The sequence below is a fragment of the Roseateles oligotrophus genome, assembly GCF_025717515.1.
In the GTDB taxonomy this organism is placed as follows: Bacteria; Pseudomonadota; Gammaproteobacteria; order Burkholderiales; family Burkholderiaceae_C; genus Paucibacter_A; species Paucibacter_A oligotrophus.
Window position 1 is genome coordinate 524,857 of the sequence record NZ_JAJIRN010000003.1, and the last position, 17,654, is coordinate 542,510.

Sequence of the window (17,654 nt, forward strand, 5' to 3'; positions counted from 1 at the left end):
ATGTTTCCGAACTCTATTCCGTCGCACCAAACCGCCCCGCAAGCCTTCATCATCGACCTTGACGGAACCATGGTGGACACCCTGGGCGACTTTGTGGCGGTGCTTGAGCGGGTGCTGAGTGAGCTTGGCTTGCCGACGGTGGACCGTGCATTTGTCGAGTTGACCGTGGGGCGCGGCAGCGAGCATTTGATCCGCACATGCCTGGCTCAAGTTGGCGGGGACGCCGGCTTGTACGAGCGCGCCTGGGCTTTGTACCAGCAGCAGTACCGGGCCTTGAATGGTCAGTTTGCCGAGGTCTACCCCGGTGTGCGCGAGGGTTTGGAGCGGCTACGCGGCTTGGGTCTGCCGATGGCCTGCTTGACCAATAAGCCCGCGGCTTTTGCGCGCGAATTGCTGGCGCTCAAGGGGCTGGCCGGGTTCTTCGACAAGGTCTTCGGCGGTGACGATTTCGAGCGCAAGAAGCCGGACCCATTGCCGCTGCTGATGACCTGCGAGGCCCTCGGTGTGGCGCCGGCGCGGACCTGGATGATTGGCGATTCCAGCAACGATGCGCAGGCGGCGCATGCGGCCGGTTGCTCCGTTGTATTGGTCAGTTATGGTTATAACCACGGCGAGCCGATCCGCAATGTACCGGCCCAGCAATATGTGGACAGGCTGGACCAGATCAGCCTGAATTAAGACCGCCCGCGGCGCTCTTTGACGATGCCCAACAAGGCGTCTTTGAGTTGATCATCGGCCGGCGATTTGCCCAGCCAGATGCGCAGCAGTGCCGAATAGAACTCGGGTTCCTTGATCGGCGCACCCTGTGGCTTGCCGTTCAAGAGCACGACCGAGCCGGTGCCGGGGATGAAGTCGATGGAGAAATGCTCCCCGGCCGTCAGGCTTTTTCGGCTGGAGAAGATTTCGGCCACGCGCAGCACGCCGTTGATCGCCTTGCTGAACTCCTCGCGCGACGCGTTCTGTTCTATGCCCTTGGTGAAGAGGCGGCCGAGTTCATTGCCGTCAACTTCCCTCAGCATCACGATATGCAGTCGCTTCGGCCCGGCGGCGCTCAGCACCGCCTCGGTCGTATTGGCCTTGGCACTCAAGTAGAGCCCGGCCGTGTAGACCTGGAACACGGCCTTGTAGCGAGTGCCGGCACCGTTCAGTTGCAGCGCTTGGTCGGCGAGCTTGAATGTCTGCTCATATTTGACGCCGGAGACCTCGACCGTTTGTGCCTGAGCGGTCAAGGGCTGCTGCAGACATAGCGCCAGCACCGCTGCAAAAAAGAATTCACGCATTGACTCGCTCCGTTTATTGAGTTCGATCGCGCCCGTGCATCAAGCCACGTGCCAGCGAAGTATGCAACCAAGCCGGGTCCGCTGTCTGCGCAAGACGTCACATGGGGCTGATACACTGAATTCATCATGTTCATCACGCGCAACTTCATCAAAGGGTCTCACGACCGGGGAGCCTGGCCCTGGCGCCGCCCGCCCGCTGCTCGTTTGATGACGCTTGAGCTCCGCCGGTGATCGCTCTGTAGAGCCCGGACTGCCCAAGCGCCCTGTTTCTGAGGCGCGCCCAATATGAGCGGCGCCCACCTGCAAGGGTTTGACTTGATGATTACCGAACTTGAATTCAAAAGCCTGGCCGCACTGGGCTATAACCGCATTCCCTTGATCAGCGAGGCCTTCGCCGATCTGGAAACCCCGCTCTCTCTCTACCTGAAGCTCTGCTCGGGCGCCGGCGCCTATGGCGGCCAAGGTGGGCGCAACAGCTTTTTGCTGGAGTCTGTCGTCGGCGGCGAGCGTTTCGGGCGCTACTCCTATATCGGCCTGCCGGCCCGCACCGTGCTGAAGAGCCACGGGCAACTCACCGAAGTGATTCGCGACGGCCAAGTGGTCGAGAGCCACAGCGGCAACCCGCTCGACTTCATCGACGCCTACCAGCAGCGTTTCAAGGTCGCGCTGCGGCCCGGCATGCCGCGCTTTTGCGGTGGCCTGGCCGGCTATTTTGGCTATGACGCGGTGCGTTATATCGAGCCCAAGCTCGCTAAAACGGAGATGGCCGGCGGCATCGATACGCCCGATGTGATGCTGGTGCAATGCGAGGAGTTGGCGGTCATCGACAACCTCAGCGGCAAGCTCTATTTGATCGTGTATGCCGACCCGAGCCAGCCCGAGGCCTTCTTCAAGGCGCAAAAGCGCCTGACGGAACTGCGCGACAAACTGGCCTACAGCGTCTCGGCGCCGCTGGTCAAACGCGGCCAGGCGCACCCGGTCGAGCGCGAATTCGCCAAGGCCGACTATCTGAGCGCGGTCTTGCGGGCCAAGGAATACATCGCCGCCGGCGACATGATGCAGGTGCAGATTGGCCAGCGCCTGCGCAAGCGTTACACCGAATCGCCACTGAGTCTGTACCGGGCGCTGCGCTCGCTGAACCCCAGCCCATACATGTATTTCTACGATATGGGCGACTTCCAGATCGTCGGCGCCTCGCCGGAAATTCTGGTCCGTCAGGAGCATTCGGCCGAGGGCGACAAGGTCACCATCCGCCCCTTGGCCGGCACGCGCCCGCGCGGCGGTACGCCCGAGCAAGACCTGGCCCTTGAGCGCGAGTTGAGGGCCGACCCCAAGGAGTTGGCCGAGCACCTGATGCTGATCGACCTGGCCCGCAATGACATCGGCCGCATCGTCAAGACCGGCTCGGTCAAGGTGACGGATGCTTTTGTGGTCGAGCGCTATTCGCATGTGATGCATCTGGTCAGCAATGTCGAAGGGCTCCTGAAAGATGGCATGAGCAATCTGGATGTGTTCCGCGCCACCTTTCCCGCAGGCACGCTGAGCGGCGCGCCGAAGATCCGCGCGATGCAGATCATCGATGAGCTGGAGCCGGTCAAGCGTGGCATCTATGGCGGCGCGGTCGGTTGCCTGAGCTTTGCCGGCGATATGGATCTGGCCATCGCCATCCGCACCGGCATCATCAAGGACGAGACGCTTTATGTGCAGGCGGCAGCCGGCGTGGTGGCCGATTCGGTGCCCGAGTTGGAATGGGCCGAAACGGAGGCGAAGGCCAGAGCCTTGATCCGCGCGGCTGAACTGGTTGAGGAAGGGTTCTGATCATGTTGCTGATGATTGACAACTACGACAGCTTCACCTTCAATTTGGTGCAGTATTTTGGGGAGCTGGGCGCCGAGGTGCGCGTGGCCCGTAACGACGAGATCACGCTGGCCGAGATCGAGGCGATGAAGCCCGATCATCTGGTGCTGTCGCCCGGCCCATGCTCGCCGGCCGAGGCCGGCATCTGCGTCGGTGCGATCCAGCACTTCATGGGCAAGCTGCCGATTCTGGGTGTCTGCCTGGGTCACCAAAGCATGGGTGCGGCGCTGGGTGGCAAGATCATCCGCGCGCAGCGCCAGATGCATGGCAAGGCCAGCACGATCACGACCGATCAAAAGGGCGTGTTCAAGGGCCTGCCCAAAGATTTCAGCGTCATCCGCTATCACTCGCTGGTGATCGAGGAGGCTTCAATGCCCGAGGTGCTGGAGATCACTGCGCGCAGCGAAGACGGCGAGATCATGGGCGTGCGCCACCGCGATCTGGCCGGCACGGCAACGCCGCTGGAAGGCGTGCAATTCCACCCGGAATCTATCCTCAGCGAGCATGGCCATGCGATGCTGAAGAATTTTCTGACCTTGGCTCTGTAGGCGCAGGCCATGAGAGTTGTTGACTTCCGCAGCGACACGGTGACCCAGCCGACGCCGGCGATGCGTGCGGCGATGGCGGCCGCCCCGCTGGGCGACGATGTGTTCGGGGACGATCCCAGCGTCAATGCCTTGCAGCTCGCGCTGGCCGAGCGCCTGGGCTTCGGGGCGACGCTGTTCATGCCGACCGGCACGCAAAGCAATTTGTGCGCGCTGCTGGCGCATTGCCAGCGTGGCGACGAGTACATCGTCGGCCAGTTCGCCCATACCTATCGCTGGGAGGGTGGCGGCGCGGCGGTCTTGGGCTCGATCCAGCCGCAGCCGCTGAATCATCAGCCCGATGGCAGCCTGTCGCTGGCCGAGGTCGAGGCCCATATCAAGCCCGACGATGTGCACTTCGCTCGCACGAGGCTGCTGACGCTGGAGAACACCATCGGCGGCAAGGTGCTGCCCCTGTCGTATTTGGCCGATGCCTCGGCCTTGGCCTTGAAGCATGGGCTGGCGCGCCATCTGGACGGCGCCCGCCTGTTCAATGCGGCGGTGGCGGCCGGTGGCGACCCCTATGTCGCGGCCCGCGAGATAACGCAGCATTTCGACAGCGTCTCGGTCTGCTTCTCCAAAGGGCTGGGCGCCCCGGTCGGCTCGGTCTTGTGCGGCTCGGCCGCCTTTATCCATCAAGCCAAGCGTTGGCGCAAGATGCTGGGCGGCGGTATGCGCCAGGCCGGTTTGCTGGCGGCGGCTGCACATTACGCGCTTGACCATCAGGTGGCGCGTTTGGCTGACGACCATGTGTTGGCAAAGCGTCTGGCGGCTGGACTGCAAGGCTTGGCCGGCGTGACGGTCGAGGCGCCGCAGACCAATATCGTGTTTATTGATGTGGCTGGCCCCAAGGCGGCCGGCGTGCTCGACCATTTGAAATCGCGCGGCGTCTTGGCGACCGGCCTCTACAAGCTGCGCTTTGTCACTCACCTGGATGTGGATGCGGCCGCTGTGGATCAAACCATCGCCGCCATGCGCGAATATTTCGCTGGATAAGCAGAACAAATAGGACAGGACTTCAAGATGCCATTTACCGACCAAGAAGCGCTGACCCGCGTGATCGAGCACCGCGAAATTTTCCACGACGAAATGCTGACACTGATGCGCCGCATCATGGCCGGTGAGATGTCGCCGGTGATGGCGGCGGCCTTGCTGACCGGCTTGCGCGTCAAGAAGGAAACCATTGGCGAGATCACCGCCGCCGCGCAGGTGATGCGCGAGTTGTCGACCAAGGTGCCCTTGGTGACGTCGGCCCACCCTCATCTGGTCGATGTGGTCGGCACCGGCGGTGACGGTGCTCACACCTTCAATATCTCGACCTGCTCGATGTTTGTGGCGGCAGCCGCCGGCGCGCAAGTCGCCAAGCATGGCAACCGCAGCGTCTCCAGCAAGACCGGCAGCGCCGATGTCTTGGAGGCGCTGGGCGCCAACATCATGCTGACGCCGGCGCAGGTGGCGGCCTCGGTCGCGCAGACCGGCATCGGTTTCATGTTCGCCCCCAACCACCATCCGGCGATGAAGAATATCGCGCCGGTGCGGCGTGAACTGGGTGTGCGCACCATCTTTAACATCCTCGGTCCACTGACCAATCCGGCCGGCGCGACCAACATCCTGATGGGTGTGTTCCACCCCGATCTGGTCGGCATTCAGGTGCGCGTGATGCAGCGCCTCGGTGCCGAACATGCGCTGGTGGTCTACGGCAAGGACGGTATGGACGAGATCTCGCTGGGCGCTACCACCTTGGTCGGCGAGTTGAAGAACGGTGAAGTGCGCGAGTACGAAATTCACCCGGAGGATTTCGGCATGGCGATGGCCTCGAACCGAACGCTGAAGGTGGACGGGCCAGAGGCCTCGCGGCTGATGTTGATAGCCGCCTTGAACAATGAAGAGGGCGCGGCGCGTGACATCGTGATCCTGAATGCGGGGGCAACGCTGTATGCCGCCAATGTGGCCGACTCGATCGCAAGCGGCATCGAGTTAGCGCGGTCGGCGATTGCCTCGGGTGCGGCGCGTGCCAAGCTGGATCAGTTTGTCGGCGCCACGCAAACCTTGAGCCGAGCCTGATATGTCCGACATCCTGCGCCGCATCGTTGCGGTCAAACATGAAGAGCTTGTATTGGCGCGCAAGCAGCGCTCGCTGGCCAGCCAGCGCGAAGAGGCCGAGGCTCGGCATGATCAACGCGGTTTTGCCGCCGCGCTGCGCGCCAAAGTGGCGGCGGGCACAAGTGCGGTGATCGCCGAGATCAAGAAGGCCTCGCCCAGCAAGGGTGTGCTGCGCGCCGACTTTGCGCCTGCCGCTATTGCCGAGAGTTATGCCAAGCATGGCGCGGCTTGCCTGAGTGTGCTGACCGATGAACAGTTCTTCCAGGGCTCGGTGGCTTACCTGCAACAGGCGCGCGCCGCTTGCGACTTGCCGGTCTTGCGCAAGGACTTCATGGTTGACGAATACCAGGTCTTCGAGGCCGGGGCGATGGGCGCCGATTGCATCTTGCTGATCGCTGCCTGCCTGGACGACGCGCAGATGGCCGACCTCGAAGCGGTGGCCTTAAGCCTCAAACTCGACGTGCTGGTGGAAGTGCATGACGGCGCGGAGTTGGAGCGGGCCTTGCGCTTGCGGACGCCCTTGGTTGGCATCAACAACCGCAATCTGCGCACCTTTGACGTGACGCTGGACACCACGCTGGGCTTGCTCGACCGGGTGCCGCCCGATCGTTTGCTGGTCACCGAATCGGGCATTCTGGGCGCGAACGACGTGATGAAGATGCGGGCGGCAAACGTCCACGCCTTCTTGGTCGGCGAGGCTTTCATGCGGGCCCCGGATCCAGGCGCGGCACTGGCGGCCGTGTTTGCCTGAGATGGATTTCTCCGAGCTTGACGGGGGCTGGCGGCCGGTCGTCGAGGCTTGGGCGCAGAGCCCCGTCGGCCGCCAATTGCTCGACTTCCTGTCGCAACGCGCCGCCGCCGGTGCCGCCATCTACCCGCCCGAGCCGCTGCGGGCCCTGTGCCTAACGCCGCTTTCACAGACCCGCGTGGTGATCCTGGGGCAGGATCCTTATCACGGGGGCGGCCAAGCCGAAGGGTTGGCGTTTTCGGTACCGGAGGGCGTCAAAGCGCCGCCCAGTCTGCGCAATATCTTCAAGGAGCTGCAGCGCGATTTGGGCCAGCAGCCGCCGATGTCGGCCAGCCTCTTGCCTTGGACTCAACGCGGCGTGCTCTTGTTGAACACGGCCTTGACCGTGGAAGACGGTGCGCCGGCCAGCCATGCAAAACAGGGCTGGGAGGCTTTGACCGACGAGTTGATCCTTGCGGCCGCGGCCGATGCGGCGCCCAAGGTCTTCATGCTCTGGGGTGCGCATGCGCAGGCCAAGGCAGGCTTGATCGCCGCTGCCGGCCCGCAGCATTTGATCTTGCAGGCAAATCACCCCTCGCCCTTGTCGGCGCTGCGTCCGCCTGCGCCCTTCATCGGCTGTGGGCATTTTTCGCAGGCGGCGGATTGGCTGGCCGCGCGAGGTCGGGCGATCAGCTGGGCCTTGTGATCAGGCGAAATCCGCAGCGCCAGCGCTAAGCACCAGCTCGAACAATCGCGCCAGATGGCTGGCCTGCATTTGGTCTTGGCTTGTCCAGTTTCGTTTTTCCTGGCATTGCGCCAGCCATAAAACGGCGATCGGCTCACCTTTGACGTGGAGCGCTAACTCGATACGCGAGCGCATGCCTTCGGCGGCGTCGGCCAGGCTCTCAAGCTCGACCTTGCAGGGGTGATTGCTCAGCGTGGTCAGCACCTGAGGCTTGGTCAAACCAGCCAACCAGTCCAGGTATTGCGTTTGAGCCGGGCGACGCAGACTAGGGAAATTTGCGCCAAGCGTTTTGGCCTTGTCGTCAATCCACCAGAACTGGACCCGGTCCAGCCCCATGATTTGCTGAGCGCCCTTGCATAAATGCTCCAGTTCGGCCAATAAATCGGCCTTGCTTTGAATCCGCCAATGCCGGTTGGACAGGCTCAGCAGTTGTTCGTCGGCGGCCTGTTTGGCCGGGTTATACAGATTCGGAAAACCGGGGCGCGTCGTGCTGCTGAGGCGCTCGATCTCGGCCTGCAGATTCAAATGCTGCCAGAGATGCGGTATGGCCAATTCCTTGTCGCCTTGCTGGTCGAGCAACTTGGCGAGCAGCAAATGTGCCTGGCTTTGCTGAGGGCGCGAATGAATCCGGTTGGCCAGCAGCAGCCCATGCTCGGTGCTGCGGATGGCGCCGATACGGTCGCCGCGCGCCAAGGCAATGTCCGTCCAGGTGCGGCTGGCGGCGGCTTCCAGCCAACTGTGCCCCAGTTTGGCGGCGATGCTGAGGGCCAGGCGGCAATCGACCGTCGCCCAGTCGAGGCGGCCGCGCGCGAGTGCCGCGCGGGCCAAGTGCCAATGCGCCTCGGCCTCGTATTCGCGATGTTTGCCGCGCCGCGCCGCCGCCAAACCATGGCTGAAGTGCCGCTCGGCGTCGTCGAGTTGATGGGTTTCAAAATGCCCGACGCCGATATTCAGGGCAAGTTTGGCGGCCAAATAGCTGTCGTCGGCGGCTCCGAGCAATTGCGCGGCTTCGCCGTGTACCTCGCGGCCACGCGCCCAAGCGCCAAAGGCGTAATGAATTTGGCCCAGGCCGATGCGTGCGGCGGCGCCTGCGCGAGCGTCACCGGCTCTTGCCGCCAACTCGGCGGACTGATTCCAATGCTCGGCGGCTTCGAAATATTCGCCCTGCTGATAGGCGACGCGGCCCATCGTCTCATGCAGTCGCGCCGCTTGCAGCGGGTAGGCGTCGGGATCCAACTCGCCCTGCGTCTCGGCCAGCGCCGCGGCCGCCTCCAAGGCGCGGCCGCGATGTTCGAGCAAATAGAAGCGCGCATAAAGTGCGTCGCTTGCCGCAGCGTAGCGGCCGGCGGCCTTGGCCGAATGCTCGAGTGCGGCCAGACGCAGCAGCGCACTATTGGGATGACGCTGGGCCAGCGCTGAGATGCGCTTCAAAACATCGATGAGAACGGCGTCGGCTTCGGTCACGGCTGGCATGGTCACGGTTTGGGGCTGGGACTAGGTTCTGGGCGGCTTGGCCGGCACGGTGCTGCGCAAAAACCGCAAGGATAGCCGCTGTGCTGTGCGAGCGAGTCAAATCGTTGCAATGTCGGCACTTGGCCGAAGCTGATAGAGACCAATTTTCGCTCTCGGCTCTCTCTGTACCCTAAGGTAAACACCAATGCCAGTTTGATTGACTGGCATTATTTTTGGTATTAGACTGGTATCGCTATGACGCCCATACCCGACTCTCCTCACTCTCATCTTGTTGTCCAAGCGGATGGCGCTGCACGCTTCTTGATTGGCGTGGACGGTGGCGGCACCGGCACAAGGGTCCGATTGGCCGATTTGCAGGGCCGGATCCTGGGTCAGGGTGATGCCGGACCTTCTGCTTTGGGGCAAGGGTCCGAGCAGGCTTGGCGCCATATTCAACAGGCGGTAGAGGCTGCAGCGGCGCAGGCGGGCTTGACCGGCTTGGCGCCCATTGACTGTGCCATCGGCCTTGGCCTGTCAGGCGCAGGCGTGCCGAGTCAGGCGGCCGAATTTTTGGCGCGTCAGCCTGGCTATGCCTTGCTGGCATTGGATAACGATGGCTTTACCACCGTTTTGGGCGCGCATGCCGGCCAACCCGGTGCGGTAGTGGCCTCGGGCACCGGTTCGGTCGGCGAGGTCTTGCGCCGTGATGGCTCGCGCGGCATGGCCGGCGGCTGGGGTTGGATTGCCGGCGACGAAGGTAGCGGTGCCTGGTTGGGCTTGAAAGCAATGCGCCATGCTTGCCAGGCGATGGATGGCCGGGTGCCGGCCGGCAGCTTGGCCCGAGCGGTTTGGGCGGTGGCGGGTGTGCATACCGAGGCGATGCTCGCCTGGGGCGCCGTGGCCGGTCAGCATGCCTACGCGAGCCTGGCGCCACTGGTATTTGATTGTGCGGACAATGACGCCATCGCAGCGGGGTTTTTGACCGAGGCGGTGTTCGAGTTGGAGAAATTGGCTGCGGCCTTGGACCCCGACGCAAGTTTGCCTTTGGCCTTGTGCGGCAGTATTGCCTTGCGCTTGGCCCCCAATTTCTCCGGCGCCTTGCGCGCCCGCTGCGTATCGCCCCAGGGGGACTCGGCCGATGGCGGTCTGCACCTGGTGCGCGGCGCACTTCAACGCAGAGAGAGCTGAACAACATGGCCTTCCAATTCAAAGCCGATCCGGATGCGGCGTCGCCGCTGTATATGCAGTTGGCGCATAAGCTGGCGCAGGCAATTCGCCAGGGCGAGTACCACGCCGATGAGGCGTTGCCGTCCGAGCGGGTGTTGTCGGAGTCGCTTGAGCTGTCGCGTGTGACGGCGCGCAAAGCGATCGATCGCTTGGTCGAGCAAGGTTTGATCATCCGCAAGCGCGGTTCGGGTAATTACATCGCGCCCAAGTTGGAGCAGCCGCTGTCGCGCCTGACGAGCTTCTCCGAAGAGCTGCATCAGCGCGGCTTCAAGCCGAGTTCACGCTGGTTGGCGCGCGGCTTCACGCCGGCGGCACCGGATGAGCAACTCAGCCTGGGGCTGGGTACCGGCGAGCGGGTGGCGCGCCTGGAGCGCTTGCGCTTGGCCGATGCGGTGGTGATGAATTACGAAGTGACGGTGATGCCGGAGGCCGTGCTGCCCGATCCGATGGCGGTGCAGGCCTCGCTCTATGAGCATTTGGCGACCTTGGGTGTGGCGCCGGTGCGGGCGCTGCAGCATATCCGCGCCATCAATGCTGACACCAAGTTGGCCGGCCTGCTGGAAGTGCCGGTCGGTCAGGCGGTGCTGTTCATCACGCGGGTGGGCTATCTGGAGTCCGGTTTGGCCGTCGAGCTGACCCATTCCTACTGCCGCAGCGACTACTACGATTTTGTCGCCGAGATGCGACGCGAGGGGTAATTTTGGCTCAGCTTATTGACGGCTATGTGCTGACGCCGCAGGGTTTCTTGCGCGGTTTTGTAGAGATCAGTGATGGCCGTATCACCCGCATCGAGGGCGAGGCGGTCACCGAGAGCCAGGTGCGGCACGACAAGCTGGAGTTGCCCATCGTGCTGCCCGGTTTCATCGATGTGCATGTGCATGGCGGTGGCGGCCATGACACCATGGAAGGCGGCGATGCCGCGCTGCAGATGTCGCGTCTGCATGTGAGGCATGGCACGACGGCGATGTTGGCCACCACCATGACCGCGCCGCTGGCCGAGATCGAAATGGCGCTGGCCGCGCTTGGGCCCGTGTGCCGCGAGCGCGCGCCTAACGCCGCCCGTGTTTTGGGTGTGCATCTCGAAGGCCCTTACATCAATCCCGGCAAATTGGGCGCGCAGCCCGACTTCGCCAAGCCGGCCAGCATGGCCGAAATTCAGGCCTTGAACGCGCTGGCACCGATCAAGCTGATCACCTTGGCGCCCGAAATGGCCGGCACGCTGGACTTGATCGGCGAGCTGCGCGCGGCCGGCTTCCAGGTGCAGATCGGCCACACGGCCGGCACCTATGAAGACGGCGTGGCCGCCATCAACAAAGGCGCCGGCGGCTTCACCCATTTGTTCAATGCGATGACAGGCCTGCATCACCGCGAGCCCGGCATGGTCGGCGCCGCACTGGCGCATGCCCGGTATGCCGAGATCATCCCCGACCTGCTGCATGTGCATCCGGGTGCGATTCGGGTCGCGATGCGCTCGATTCCGTGCACCTTTTGCGTGACCGATTCGACCGCCGCCGCCGGCATGCCCGATGGTGACTACAAGCTCGGCAGCCACACCGTCACCAAATGCATGGGCGGTGTGCGTCTGCCCGACGGCACGCTGGCCGGCAGCACGCTGACGATGGACCAGGCGCTGCGCAATCTGGTCTGGCTGGGGCTGGAGATAGCAGACGCGTCCAAACGCGTCTCGACCTACGCGGCCGAATACATGGGTTTGAGTGATCGCGGCCAATTGGTCGTCGGCGCTTGGGCAGATTTAGTGGTGATGGACCGTGAATTGCAGTTGCAGCGCGTGGTCGTTGAAGGAGAAGAAATTGACCTCGTTTGAAAACACGTCCGACAGCAAATACGCATCCAAGATGCAAGAAGAAGCGCTCAACGCGCCGGTCGCCGTGGCCCGCCAGTTGGCGCAGGACCATAACGCCTATGCCGAGCTGGGTCAGGCCCTGCGCGAGCAGCCGCCGACCACCTTGCTGACCGTCGCGCGCGGCAGTTCCGACCACGCCGCTCACTACATGGCCTATCTGATGATGGCGCGCATGGGCCGCTTGGTGACCTCCTTGCCGATGTCCTTGGTGACGCTGTATCAAAGCAAGATCGTCTGCGACGGTCTGGTGTCCTTGGCGTTTTCGCAATCGGGCCAAAGCCCCGATCTGGTCGCGCCGACCAAGTTCTTCCGCGCCGGTGGCGCCCGCACGGTGGCCTTCGTCAATGCCGAGACCTCGCCGTTGGCGGATGCCGCGCAATTTGTCTTCCCGCTGCGCTCCGGCCCAGAGCTGAGCGTGGCCGCGACCAAGAGCTATATCTGCCAGTTGGTCGCGGGCGCCCGCGTCGTTGCCGCCTGGAGTGGTGATGAAGACCTGCAGGCCGCGTTGGAGCAATTGCCGGCCGCCTTGGAGCAGGCCGCGCAACAGCGCTGGGATGTCGCCGTTGAAGTGCTGAAGGACGCCGACAAGCTATTCGTCATCGGCCGCGGCACCGGCCTGCCAATCGCGATGGAAGCGGCGCTGAAGTTCAAGGAAACCTGCGGCATTCAGGCAGAAGCGTTCTCCGGTGCGGAGGTCAAGCATGGTCCGATGGCGCTGGTCGAAGAAGGCTACCCGATGCTGGTGTTCGCACCGCGCGGCCCGGCCCAGGCCGGCCTGCTGGCGCTGGCCGAAGAAATGCGCGGCCGTGGTGCCCGTGTTTTGCTGGCTGCACCGGCCGGCACACCCGGTGCCGAGCTAACGCTGAGCTGCACCGGCAACGAAGATCTCGACCCGATCGCGGTGGTGCAGAGCTTCTACCCGATGGTCGAAGCCTTGGCGCGTGCGCGCGGCCGCAACCCGGATTCGCCGCCACACCTGGCCAAAGTCACCAAGACCAACTGATTGCTGCTTCCATGACTGCTTTCCACCCCGGCCAACTCGTGATGGTCGACATCCAGGGCAAGTCCCTGGACGCCGCCACCGCCGCCTTTTTGCGTGAGAACCAAGTTCGTGCTGTCTGCCTGTTCCGCAAGAACCTCGGCACCGAGGCAGAGGTGCGCCAACTGACGCGTGATCTGCGCGCGGTGATGGGCCCGACCGCCTTGATCGGCCTCGACCAGGAGGGCGGCTCGGTGGTGCGTGCCACCTTCCTGCCGCAAGCACCGTCGGCGATGGCGCTGGGCGCGGCCGATGCCGAGGGTTTGGCCGAGAACGTCGGCGCGGCGGTCGCTCGCGGCTTGGCCAGCATTGGCGTGAACTGGAACTTTGCGCCGGTACTGGACATCAATAACAACCCGGCCAATCCGGTCATCGCCGAGCGCAGCTTCTCCGAAGATGCCGATGACGTCACGCGTTTGGCCGGTGCCTGGATGCGCGGCTCGCTGAAAGAAGGCGTGGCCTGCTGCGTCAAGCATTTCCCAGGGCATGGCGACACGCATGTCGACTCGCATCTGGCTTTGCCGACGGTGGACAAGAGCCGCGCCGAGCTGGATGCGCTGGAGTTGCGTCCCTTCAAGGCCTTGCGTGACGAAGCGCCGGCGGTGATGACGGCCCACATCGTCTACCCGCAGATCGACCCCGATCATCCCGCCACGCTATCGACCAAGATTTTGCGCGACATCCTGCGCATCGAGTGGGGCTACGACGGTGTCGTGATCACCGATGCGCTGATGATGAAGGCAATCTTCGAGCGCTATGGCTACGCCCGTGCGGCGGTGATGGCGATTCAGGCCGGCGCCGACATGATCCTGGCCCAGGGCGATCTGGAAGAGCAGGGCAAGTCGATCCAAGCGCTGGTGGATGCCTTTGCCAGCGGTGAGCTGACGGCCGAGCAGGGCCGCATCGCCTGCGCTCGTTTGGATAAGCTGGCCGCCGCCTACCCGGTGCGCCATGATGACTACGCCGGCGCGCCGCGCGAGGCCGATGATGTCCTGATGCGCAAGGCATGGGCAGCCGGTTTGACGGCGCTGCGCGGCGCCAAGCCGCCGGCTCTGGACGCGGCCTTGCGCGTGTTCGTGCAGCCCGAGGTGCCGACCGATGGGGTCTCGGAAGCGGGGCCGCTGGGCGCGCAAATCGTCGAGCTGTTTGCGGCTTTCCCGAATGCGCAGATTCAATATGTCGACGATATCCTGGCGCTGGACTGGGCTCAGGTGCCGCAGGATGGTCGCCTCAATATCGTCGCTTCGACGCATCGCATGCGCTATGCCTCGAATGCAAAGGCTTGGCAGCCGGACCTGCATTTGGTCTTGTGGAATCCCTTCCAGGCGCATGACGTGCCGGCCCCAACCGTTGTGACCTGGGGTTATGCCGATGGCGCCTTGGCGGGCTTGAAAGCATGGTTGGAAGGGCGCTCCAGCGCCACCGCGACTTCGCCCGTGAATTTGGACTGACCCGGAACCCCCTCATGAGCTCATCCACTTTGACCGCCAAGACCGCCCTCAACCCAGCCGCAGCCAAGGCGCGCAACCCGTCAACTTGGGTGCTCAGCCTGTACTTCCTGCAAGGCCTGCCTTTCTTCATGGTCAATGTGGTGGCCGGGCTGATGTTGAAGAGCCTGGGCGTCTCGAATGAGGACATCACGCGTTGGACCGGCTTGCTGGGTCTGGCCTGGGTGTTCAAGCCGCTGTGGAGCCCGCTCTTGGAATTGGCGCCGAGCAAGAAGTGGATGGTGATCGCATTTCAGGCCACCGGCGCCGTCGCGCTGGGCCTGATCGCTTTGTCGCTCAATCTGCCTAATTTCTTTGTTATGTGCATCGCGATGCTGGCGGTGGCCTCGATTGCCTCGGCCTCGCATGACATCGTCTGCGACGGGCTTTACATCGCTACCTTGAACGGCAAGCAGCGCGCCGTCTGGGCCGGCTGGCTCGGCACCTGCTTCAATGGCTCAAAGCTGTTTGCGATGGGCGGGCTGGTGATTCTGGCCGGCCATCTGGAAAAGAGCGCCGGTCCGGTGGTCGCTTGGGCGACCGTCTTCGCCATCGCGGCTCTGACCATGGCCGTGCTGGCCGGATACCATGTCTGGGCGCTGCCGGACACCCGCAAAAGCGTCGAGATGGGCTCGACTGAAGTGTCCGGCGCCCTGGGCGACGTGATCCGCAGCTTCTTCCAGTTGAAGGGCGTGTGGACGGCGATTGCCTTCATCTTGCTGTTCCGCGCCGGCGAGTCGCAGGTGCAGGCAATGGGCCCCTTGTTCATGAAGGACGCCCGAGAGTTGGGTGGCCTGGGTATGGCGACCACCGATGTGGGCCTGTCCTACGGTACGGCCGGCACGCTGGCCTTCTTGGCCGGCAGCATCGCCTCCGGCTATTTCACCGCTTGGTTGGGCCTGCGCCGGGCGATGCTGTGGTTGCTGCTGGCGATGAATCTGCCCAATCTGGCCTTCTATTTGCTGGCGCTGTTCCAACCGACCGATCTGTGGGCGATCTCGCTGGCCGTAAGCCTGGAGACCTTTGGTTATGGCTTTGGCTTTGTCGCGGTGATTCTGTTCATGATGCAGTTCGTCGCCAAGAGCAAATACCAGACCGCGCATTACGCGATCGCCACTGGCTTCATGGCGCTGGGCTATGTGATTTTCAAATCCATCAGCGGCGACATCCAGAAGATGATCGGCTACCAGCACTTCTTCCTCTGGGTGCTGCTGTCTGCCGTGCCGGTGTTCCTGATGATGCGCATCTTGCCGATCCGGGACGAGGAAGAGTCTGACGGCGCGTCGGCAGCATGAAGGCCTTGTTCCTCGCTGCTGCCGCCTTGCTCACGTCGACCTTGGCAGCCGCGGCCTCGGCCGAGCGCTTCTTTGATGACTTCAGTTACGCCGACACCGCCGCCTTGTCGGCCAAGGGTTGGACGGCGCGTAGCAAGGCCGGCCACCCCGGTGTAGAGGGCGCGGCTTGGAGCGCAGCTCAATTCAGTCTGCTTGATGATCCGCTCAGCAAAGGCAATCGGCTCTTGAGGCTAAGCGCCAGCACCGACGGCAGCGGCGCCGGCACGACGCAGGCTCAGTTGTGCCACGCTCGCAAGTATCTAGAGGGCACTTATGCCGCCCGCATCCGCTTCAGCGACCAACCGGTGGCCGGCGTCGACGGCGATCCGGTGATTCAGACCTTTTATGCGGTGACGCCACTCAAGCATGATTTCGACCCCGAATTCAGCGAGATGGACTGGGAGTATTTGCCCAATGGCGGATGGGGCAGCGAGAAGACGCGGCTTTACGGCATCGCCTGGCAGACCGTGCAACTCAATCCTTGGCAGGCACATAACCAGCAGCACGAAGAGTTCGGTAGCCTGGATGGCTGGCATCAGCTGATGATGCAGGTTAGCGAAGGCAAGGTGAAGCTCTTCCTCGATGGCCGGCAAATCGCCACGCACGGTGGGCGTACCTATCCGGTGTCGCCGATGTCGATCAACTTCAACCTCTGGTTCTCGCCAGGTGGCTTGTTGGCCAAGACCGAGCAGCCGCGCCGTTATGAGCAGGATGTCGACTGGGTCTTCCACGCCCGCAACGAGGTCTTGAGCCCGGCTCAGGTGAATGCCGAGGTCGCCAAGTTCAGGGCAGCAGGTCTCACTCAGACCGACAGCGTGCCCGCCGCCAACCCGGCCTTGAGCAGTCTTTGCGATTTTTGAGTCGCCGTTAAAGAACTTCAAGATGAGCGTCAACAAGAGATTCGCGTCGGTTGACGCGCTGCGCGGCCTGACGGTCGCGGCCATGCTGCTGGTCAACAATCCCGGCAGCTGGAGCTTCGTCTACGCGCCGCTGGAGCATTCCGAGTGGCACGGTTGGACGCCGACCGATCTGATTTTCCCCTTCTTCTTGTTCATCGTCGGGGTCTCGATCGCGCTGGCCTTTGGTGCGCGGATTGAGTCCGGCGCGCCGACCGCCGCGATGGCTCGAACCGTTATCAAACGGGCCTGCCGCATCATCGTGCTGGGCTTGGTCTTGCATGGCTTGGCTTGGTGGTTGATGCATAAACCCGAGTTCCGCATCCCCGGCGTATTGCAGCGCATCGGCCTGTGTTTTGCTTTCGTGGGTCTCGTATCCATCTACCTTCGACCGCGCGCCCAGTGGCTGTTGTTGGCGGCGCTTTTGATCGGGTATGCCTGCCTGCTGACCTGGGGCGGGTCGCTTGAAAAAGTTGGCAATATTGCGTCGCGCTGGGATGGCGTGCTGTTTGGCCGTTTCGGCTACGAGTGGGTTGCGGCCACCGGCGTCGGTCACGATCCTGAGGGCTTGGTCAGCACGCTGGGCGCTTTGTCGACCGCCTTGCTGGGCTTGTTGGCGGGCCAACTACTGCGCCGGGACCAGATCTTCAATTTGATCGCATTGGGTTTGGGCTGCGCGATGCTGGGCATGGTCTGGGCCGAATGGTTGCCACTGAATAAACAGTTATGGACCTCGAGCTTTGTGCTCTGGACCGGCGGCCTTGGCGCCTTGGCCTTGGGGCTGGCGCATCAATTGATCGACAAGGCCGGCTGGCCAGCCGTTGGGCGCAGCTTTGGTGTCAATGCCATCGCGGCCTATGCGGGCGCCTGGATGTGCACGGTGGTGCTGGAAGGCTTTGGCTTGATGAAGCCGCTGTACGCTGGCGCCTTTGGCTGGCTCGAGCCGATGGTCGGGCCGTTCGGCCAGTCCTTGGCGTTTGCGCTTGCGTTTGTGGGTGTGTGGGCCTTGATCGTGCGGGTGCTGGAGCGGCGCGGCATATCTATCAAGGTGTAAGCTCA

The 17,654-nt window shown here is 63.2% G+C and carries 17 protein-coding genes; 15 read left to right on the plus strand and 2 right to left on the minus strand.

The window, feature by feature from the left end; all coding sequences use genetic code 11:
- Positions 1 to 678 (plus strand): phosphoglycolate phosphatase, encoded by a 678-nt coding sequence (gene gph, locus LNV07_RS08520; protein WP_263570754.1) that lies wholly within the window; start codon positions 1 to 3, stop codon positions 676 to 678.
- On the opposite strand, the gene LNV07_RS08525 is transcribed toward gph, so the two are convergent.
- Positions 675 to 1,280, minus strand: coding sequence for a chalcone isomerase family protein (locus LNV07_RS08525; protein ID WP_263570755.1), 606 nt, complete (start codon positions 1,278 to 1,280; stop codon positions 675 to 677). The two genes, gph and LNV07_RS08525, sit on opposite strands and share 4 nt — an antisense overlap.
- Positions 1,281 to 1,598: 318 nt before the next feature.
- Between LNV07_RS08525 and trpE the strand changes: the two genes are divergently transcribed.
- Genes trpE through LNV07_RS08555 form a run of 6 tightly spaced genes read left to right on the plus strand, consistent with a single transcriptional unit; the run spans position 1,599 to position 7,257 of the window.
- Complete coding sequence (gene trpE / locus LNV07_RS08530; protein WP_263570848.1) at positions 1,599 to 3,098, plus strand: anthranilate synthase component I; 1,500 nt, start codon at positions 1,599 to 1,601, stop codon at positions 3,096 to 3,098.
- Positions 3,099 to 3,100: 2 nt separating this feature from the next.
- Entirely contained in the window at positions 3,101 to 3,685 is a 585-nt protein-coding gene (locus tag LNV07_RS08535; RefSeq protein ID WP_263570756.1) for an anthranilate synthase component II, read from the plus strand.
- Between the two features lie 9 nt (positions 3,686 to 3,694).
- On the plus strand, positions 3,695 to 4,717 hold the full coding sequence (ltaE, locus tag LNV07_RS08540; protein ID WP_263570757.1) for a low-specificity L-threonine aldolase: 1,023 nt from the start codon (positions 3,695 to 3,697) through the stop codon (positions 4,715 to 4,717).
- Between the two features lie 27 nt (positions 4,718 to 4,744).
- On the plus strand, positions 4,745 to 5,785 hold the full coding sequence (gene trpD, locus LNV07_RS08545; RefSeq protein WP_263570758.1) for an anthranilate phosphoribosyltransferase: 1,041 nt from the start codon (positions 4,745 to 4,747) through the stop codon (positions 5,783 to 5,785).
- Between the two features lies 1 nt (position 5,786).
- Positions 5,787 to 6,575 (plus strand): indole-3-glycerol phosphate synthase TrpC, encoded by a 789-nt coding sequence (gene trpC / locus LNV07_RS08550; RefSeq protein ID WP_263570759.1) that lies wholly within the window; start codon positions 5,787 to 5,789, stop codon positions 6,573 to 6,575.
- A 1-nt stretch (position 6,576) separates the two neighbouring features.
- On the plus strand, positions 6,577 to 7,257 hold the full coding sequence (locus LNV07_RS08555) for a uracil-DNA glycosylase (RefSeq protein ID WP_263570849.1): 681 nt from the start codon (positions 6,577 to 6,579) through the stop codon (positions 7,255 to 7,257).
- Here the strand turns inward: LNV07_RS08555 and LNV07_RS08560 are convergent, their stop codons facing one another.
- Entirely contained in the window at positions 7,258 to 8,769 is a 1,512-nt protein-coding gene (locus LNV07_RS08560) for a GAF domain-containing protein (RefSeq protein WP_397545540.1), read from the minus strand.
- 234 nt (positions 8,770 to 9,003) lie between these two features.
- Here LNV07_RS08560 and LNV07_RS08565 point away from each other — a divergent pair, with 234 nt between their 5' ends.
- From LNV07_RS08565 to LNV07_RS08600, 8 genes are read left to right on the plus strand one after another with little or no spacing between them, the layout of a single operon-like run.
- A complete protein-coding gene (locus tag LNV07_RS08565; RefSeq protein WP_263570761.1) occupies positions 9,004 to 9,936 on the plus strand; it encodes a glucosamine kinase nucleotide-binding domain-containing protein in 933 nt (310 codons plus the stop codon).
- Between the two features lie 5 nt (positions 9,937 to 9,941).
- Positions 9,942 to 10,673, plus strand: a complete 732-nt coding sequence (locus LNV07_RS08570; RefSeq protein ID WP_263570762.1) for a GntR family transcriptional regulator — start codon at positions 9,942 to 9,944, stop codon at positions 10,671 to 10,673.
- A gap of 2 nt (positions 10,674 to 10,675) precedes the next feature.
- The gene (nagA, locus tag LNV07_RS08575; RefSeq protein WP_263570763.1) at positions 10,676 to 11,800 is read left to right on the plus strand and encodes an N-acetylglucosamine-6-phosphate deacetylase; all 1,125 of its coding nucleotides are present in this window, start codon (positions 10,676 to 10,678) and stop codon (positions 11,798 to 11,800) included.
- A 31-nt stretch (positions 11,801 to 11,831) separates the two neighbouring features.
- On the plus strand, positions 11,832 to 12,842 hold the full coding sequence (locus LNV07_RS08580; RefSeq protein WP_263570850.1) for an SIS domain-containing protein: 1,011 nt from the start codon (positions 11,832 to 11,834) through the stop codon (positions 12,840 to 12,842).
- An 11-nt stretch (positions 12,843 to 12,853) separates the two neighbouring features.
- Complete coding sequence (gene nagZ / locus LNV07_RS08585; RefSeq protein WP_263570764.1) at positions 12,854 to 14,329, plus strand: beta-N-acetylhexosaminidase; 1,476 nt, start codon at positions 12,854 to 12,856, stop codon at positions 14,327 to 14,329.
- A gap of 14 nt (positions 14,330 to 14,343) precedes the next feature.
- A complete protein-coding gene (locus LNV07_RS08590) occupies positions 14,344 to 15,660 on the plus strand; it encodes an MFS transporter (RefSeq protein ID WP_263570765.1) in 1,317 nt (438 codons plus the stop codon).
- Complete coding sequence (locus tag LNV07_RS08595) at positions 15,657 to 16,559, plus strand: glycoside hydrolase family 16 protein (protein WP_263570766.1); 903 nt, start codon at positions 15,657 to 15,659, stop codon at positions 16,557 to 16,559. The genes LNV07_RS08590 and LNV07_RS08595 overlap by 4 nt, the downstream gene beginning before the upstream one ends.
- 22 nt (positions 16,560 to 16,581) lie before the next feature.
- Positions 16,582 to 17,649 carry an acyltransferase family protein gene (locus LNV07_RS08600; protein ID WP_263570767.1) on the plus strand — a complete coding sequence of 356 codons (1,068 nt, stop codon included), beginning with the start codon at positions 16,582 to 16,584 and terminating at the stop codon, positions 17,647 to 17,649.
- Positions 17,650 to 17,654: the final 5 nt, after the last annotated feature.

Excerpts from the sequence above, each read along its gene's own strand:
- LNV07_RS08570 (WP_263570762.1), top strand. The coding sequence starts at position 9,942 with ATGGCCTTCCAATTCAAAGCCGATCCGGATGCGGCGTCGCCGCTGTAT.
- LNV07_RS08560 (WP_397545540.1), bottom strand. The coding sequence starts at position 8,769 with ATGCCAGCCGTGACCGAAGCCGACGCCGTTCTCATCGATGTTTTGAAG.
- LNV07_RS08595 (WP_263570766.1), top strand. The coding sequence starts at position 15,657 with ATGAAGGCCTTGTTCCTCGCTGCTGCCGCCTTGCTCACGTCGACCTTG.
- ltaE (WP_263570757.1), top strand. The coding sequence starts at position 3,695 with ATGAGAGTTGTTGACTTCCGCAGCGACACGGTGACCCAGCCGACGCCG.
- LNV07_RS08590 (WP_263570765.1), top strand. The coding sequence starts at position 14,344 with ATGAGCTCATCCACTTTGACCGCCAAGACCGCCCTCAACCCAGCCGCA.
- LNV07_RS08565 (WP_263570761.1), top strand. The coding sequence starts at position 9,004 with ATGACGCCCATACCCGACTCTCCTCACTCTCATCTTGTTGTCCAAGCG.
- trpD (WP_263570758.1), top strand. The coding sequence starts at position 4,745 with ATGCCATTTACCGACCAAGAAGCGCTGACCCGCGTGATCGAGCACCGC.
- trpE (WP_263570848.1), top strand. The coding sequence starts at position 1,599 with ATGATTACCGAACTTGAATTCAAAAGCCTGGCCGCACTGGGCTATAAC.
- trpC (WP_263570759.1), top strand. The coding sequence starts at position 5,787 with ATGTCCGACATCCTGCGCCGCATCGTTGCGGTCAAACATGAAGAGCTT.
- LNV07_RS08535 (WP_263570756.1), top strand. The coding sequence starts at position 3,101 with ATGTTGCTGATGATTGACAACTACGACAGCTTCACCTTCAATTTGGTG.
- gph (WP_263570754.1), top strand. The coding sequence starts at position 1 with ATGTTTCCGAACTCTATTCCGTCGCACCAAACCGCCCCGCAAGCCTTC.
- LNV07_RS08580 (WP_263570850.1), top strand. The coding sequence starts at position 11,832 with ATGCAAGAAGAAGCGCTCAACGCGCCGGTCGCCGTGGCCCGCCAGTTG.
- LNV07_RS08600 (WP_263570767.1), top strand. The coding sequence starts at position 16,582 with ATGAGCGTCAACAAGAGATTCGCGTCGGTTGACGCGCTGCGCGGCCTG.
- LNV07_RS08555 (WP_263570849.1), top strand. The coding sequence starts at position 6,577 with ATGGATTTCTCCGAGCTTGACGGGGGCTGGCGGCCGGTCGTCGAGGCT.
- nagZ (WP_263570764.1), top strand. The coding sequence starts at position 12,854 with ATGACTGCTTTCCACCCCGGCCAACTCGTGATGGTCGACATCCAGGGC.
- LNV07_RS08525 (WP_263570755.1), bottom strand. The coding sequence starts at position 1,280 with ATGCGTGAATTCTTTTTTGCAGCGGTGCTGGCGCTATGTCTGCAGCAG.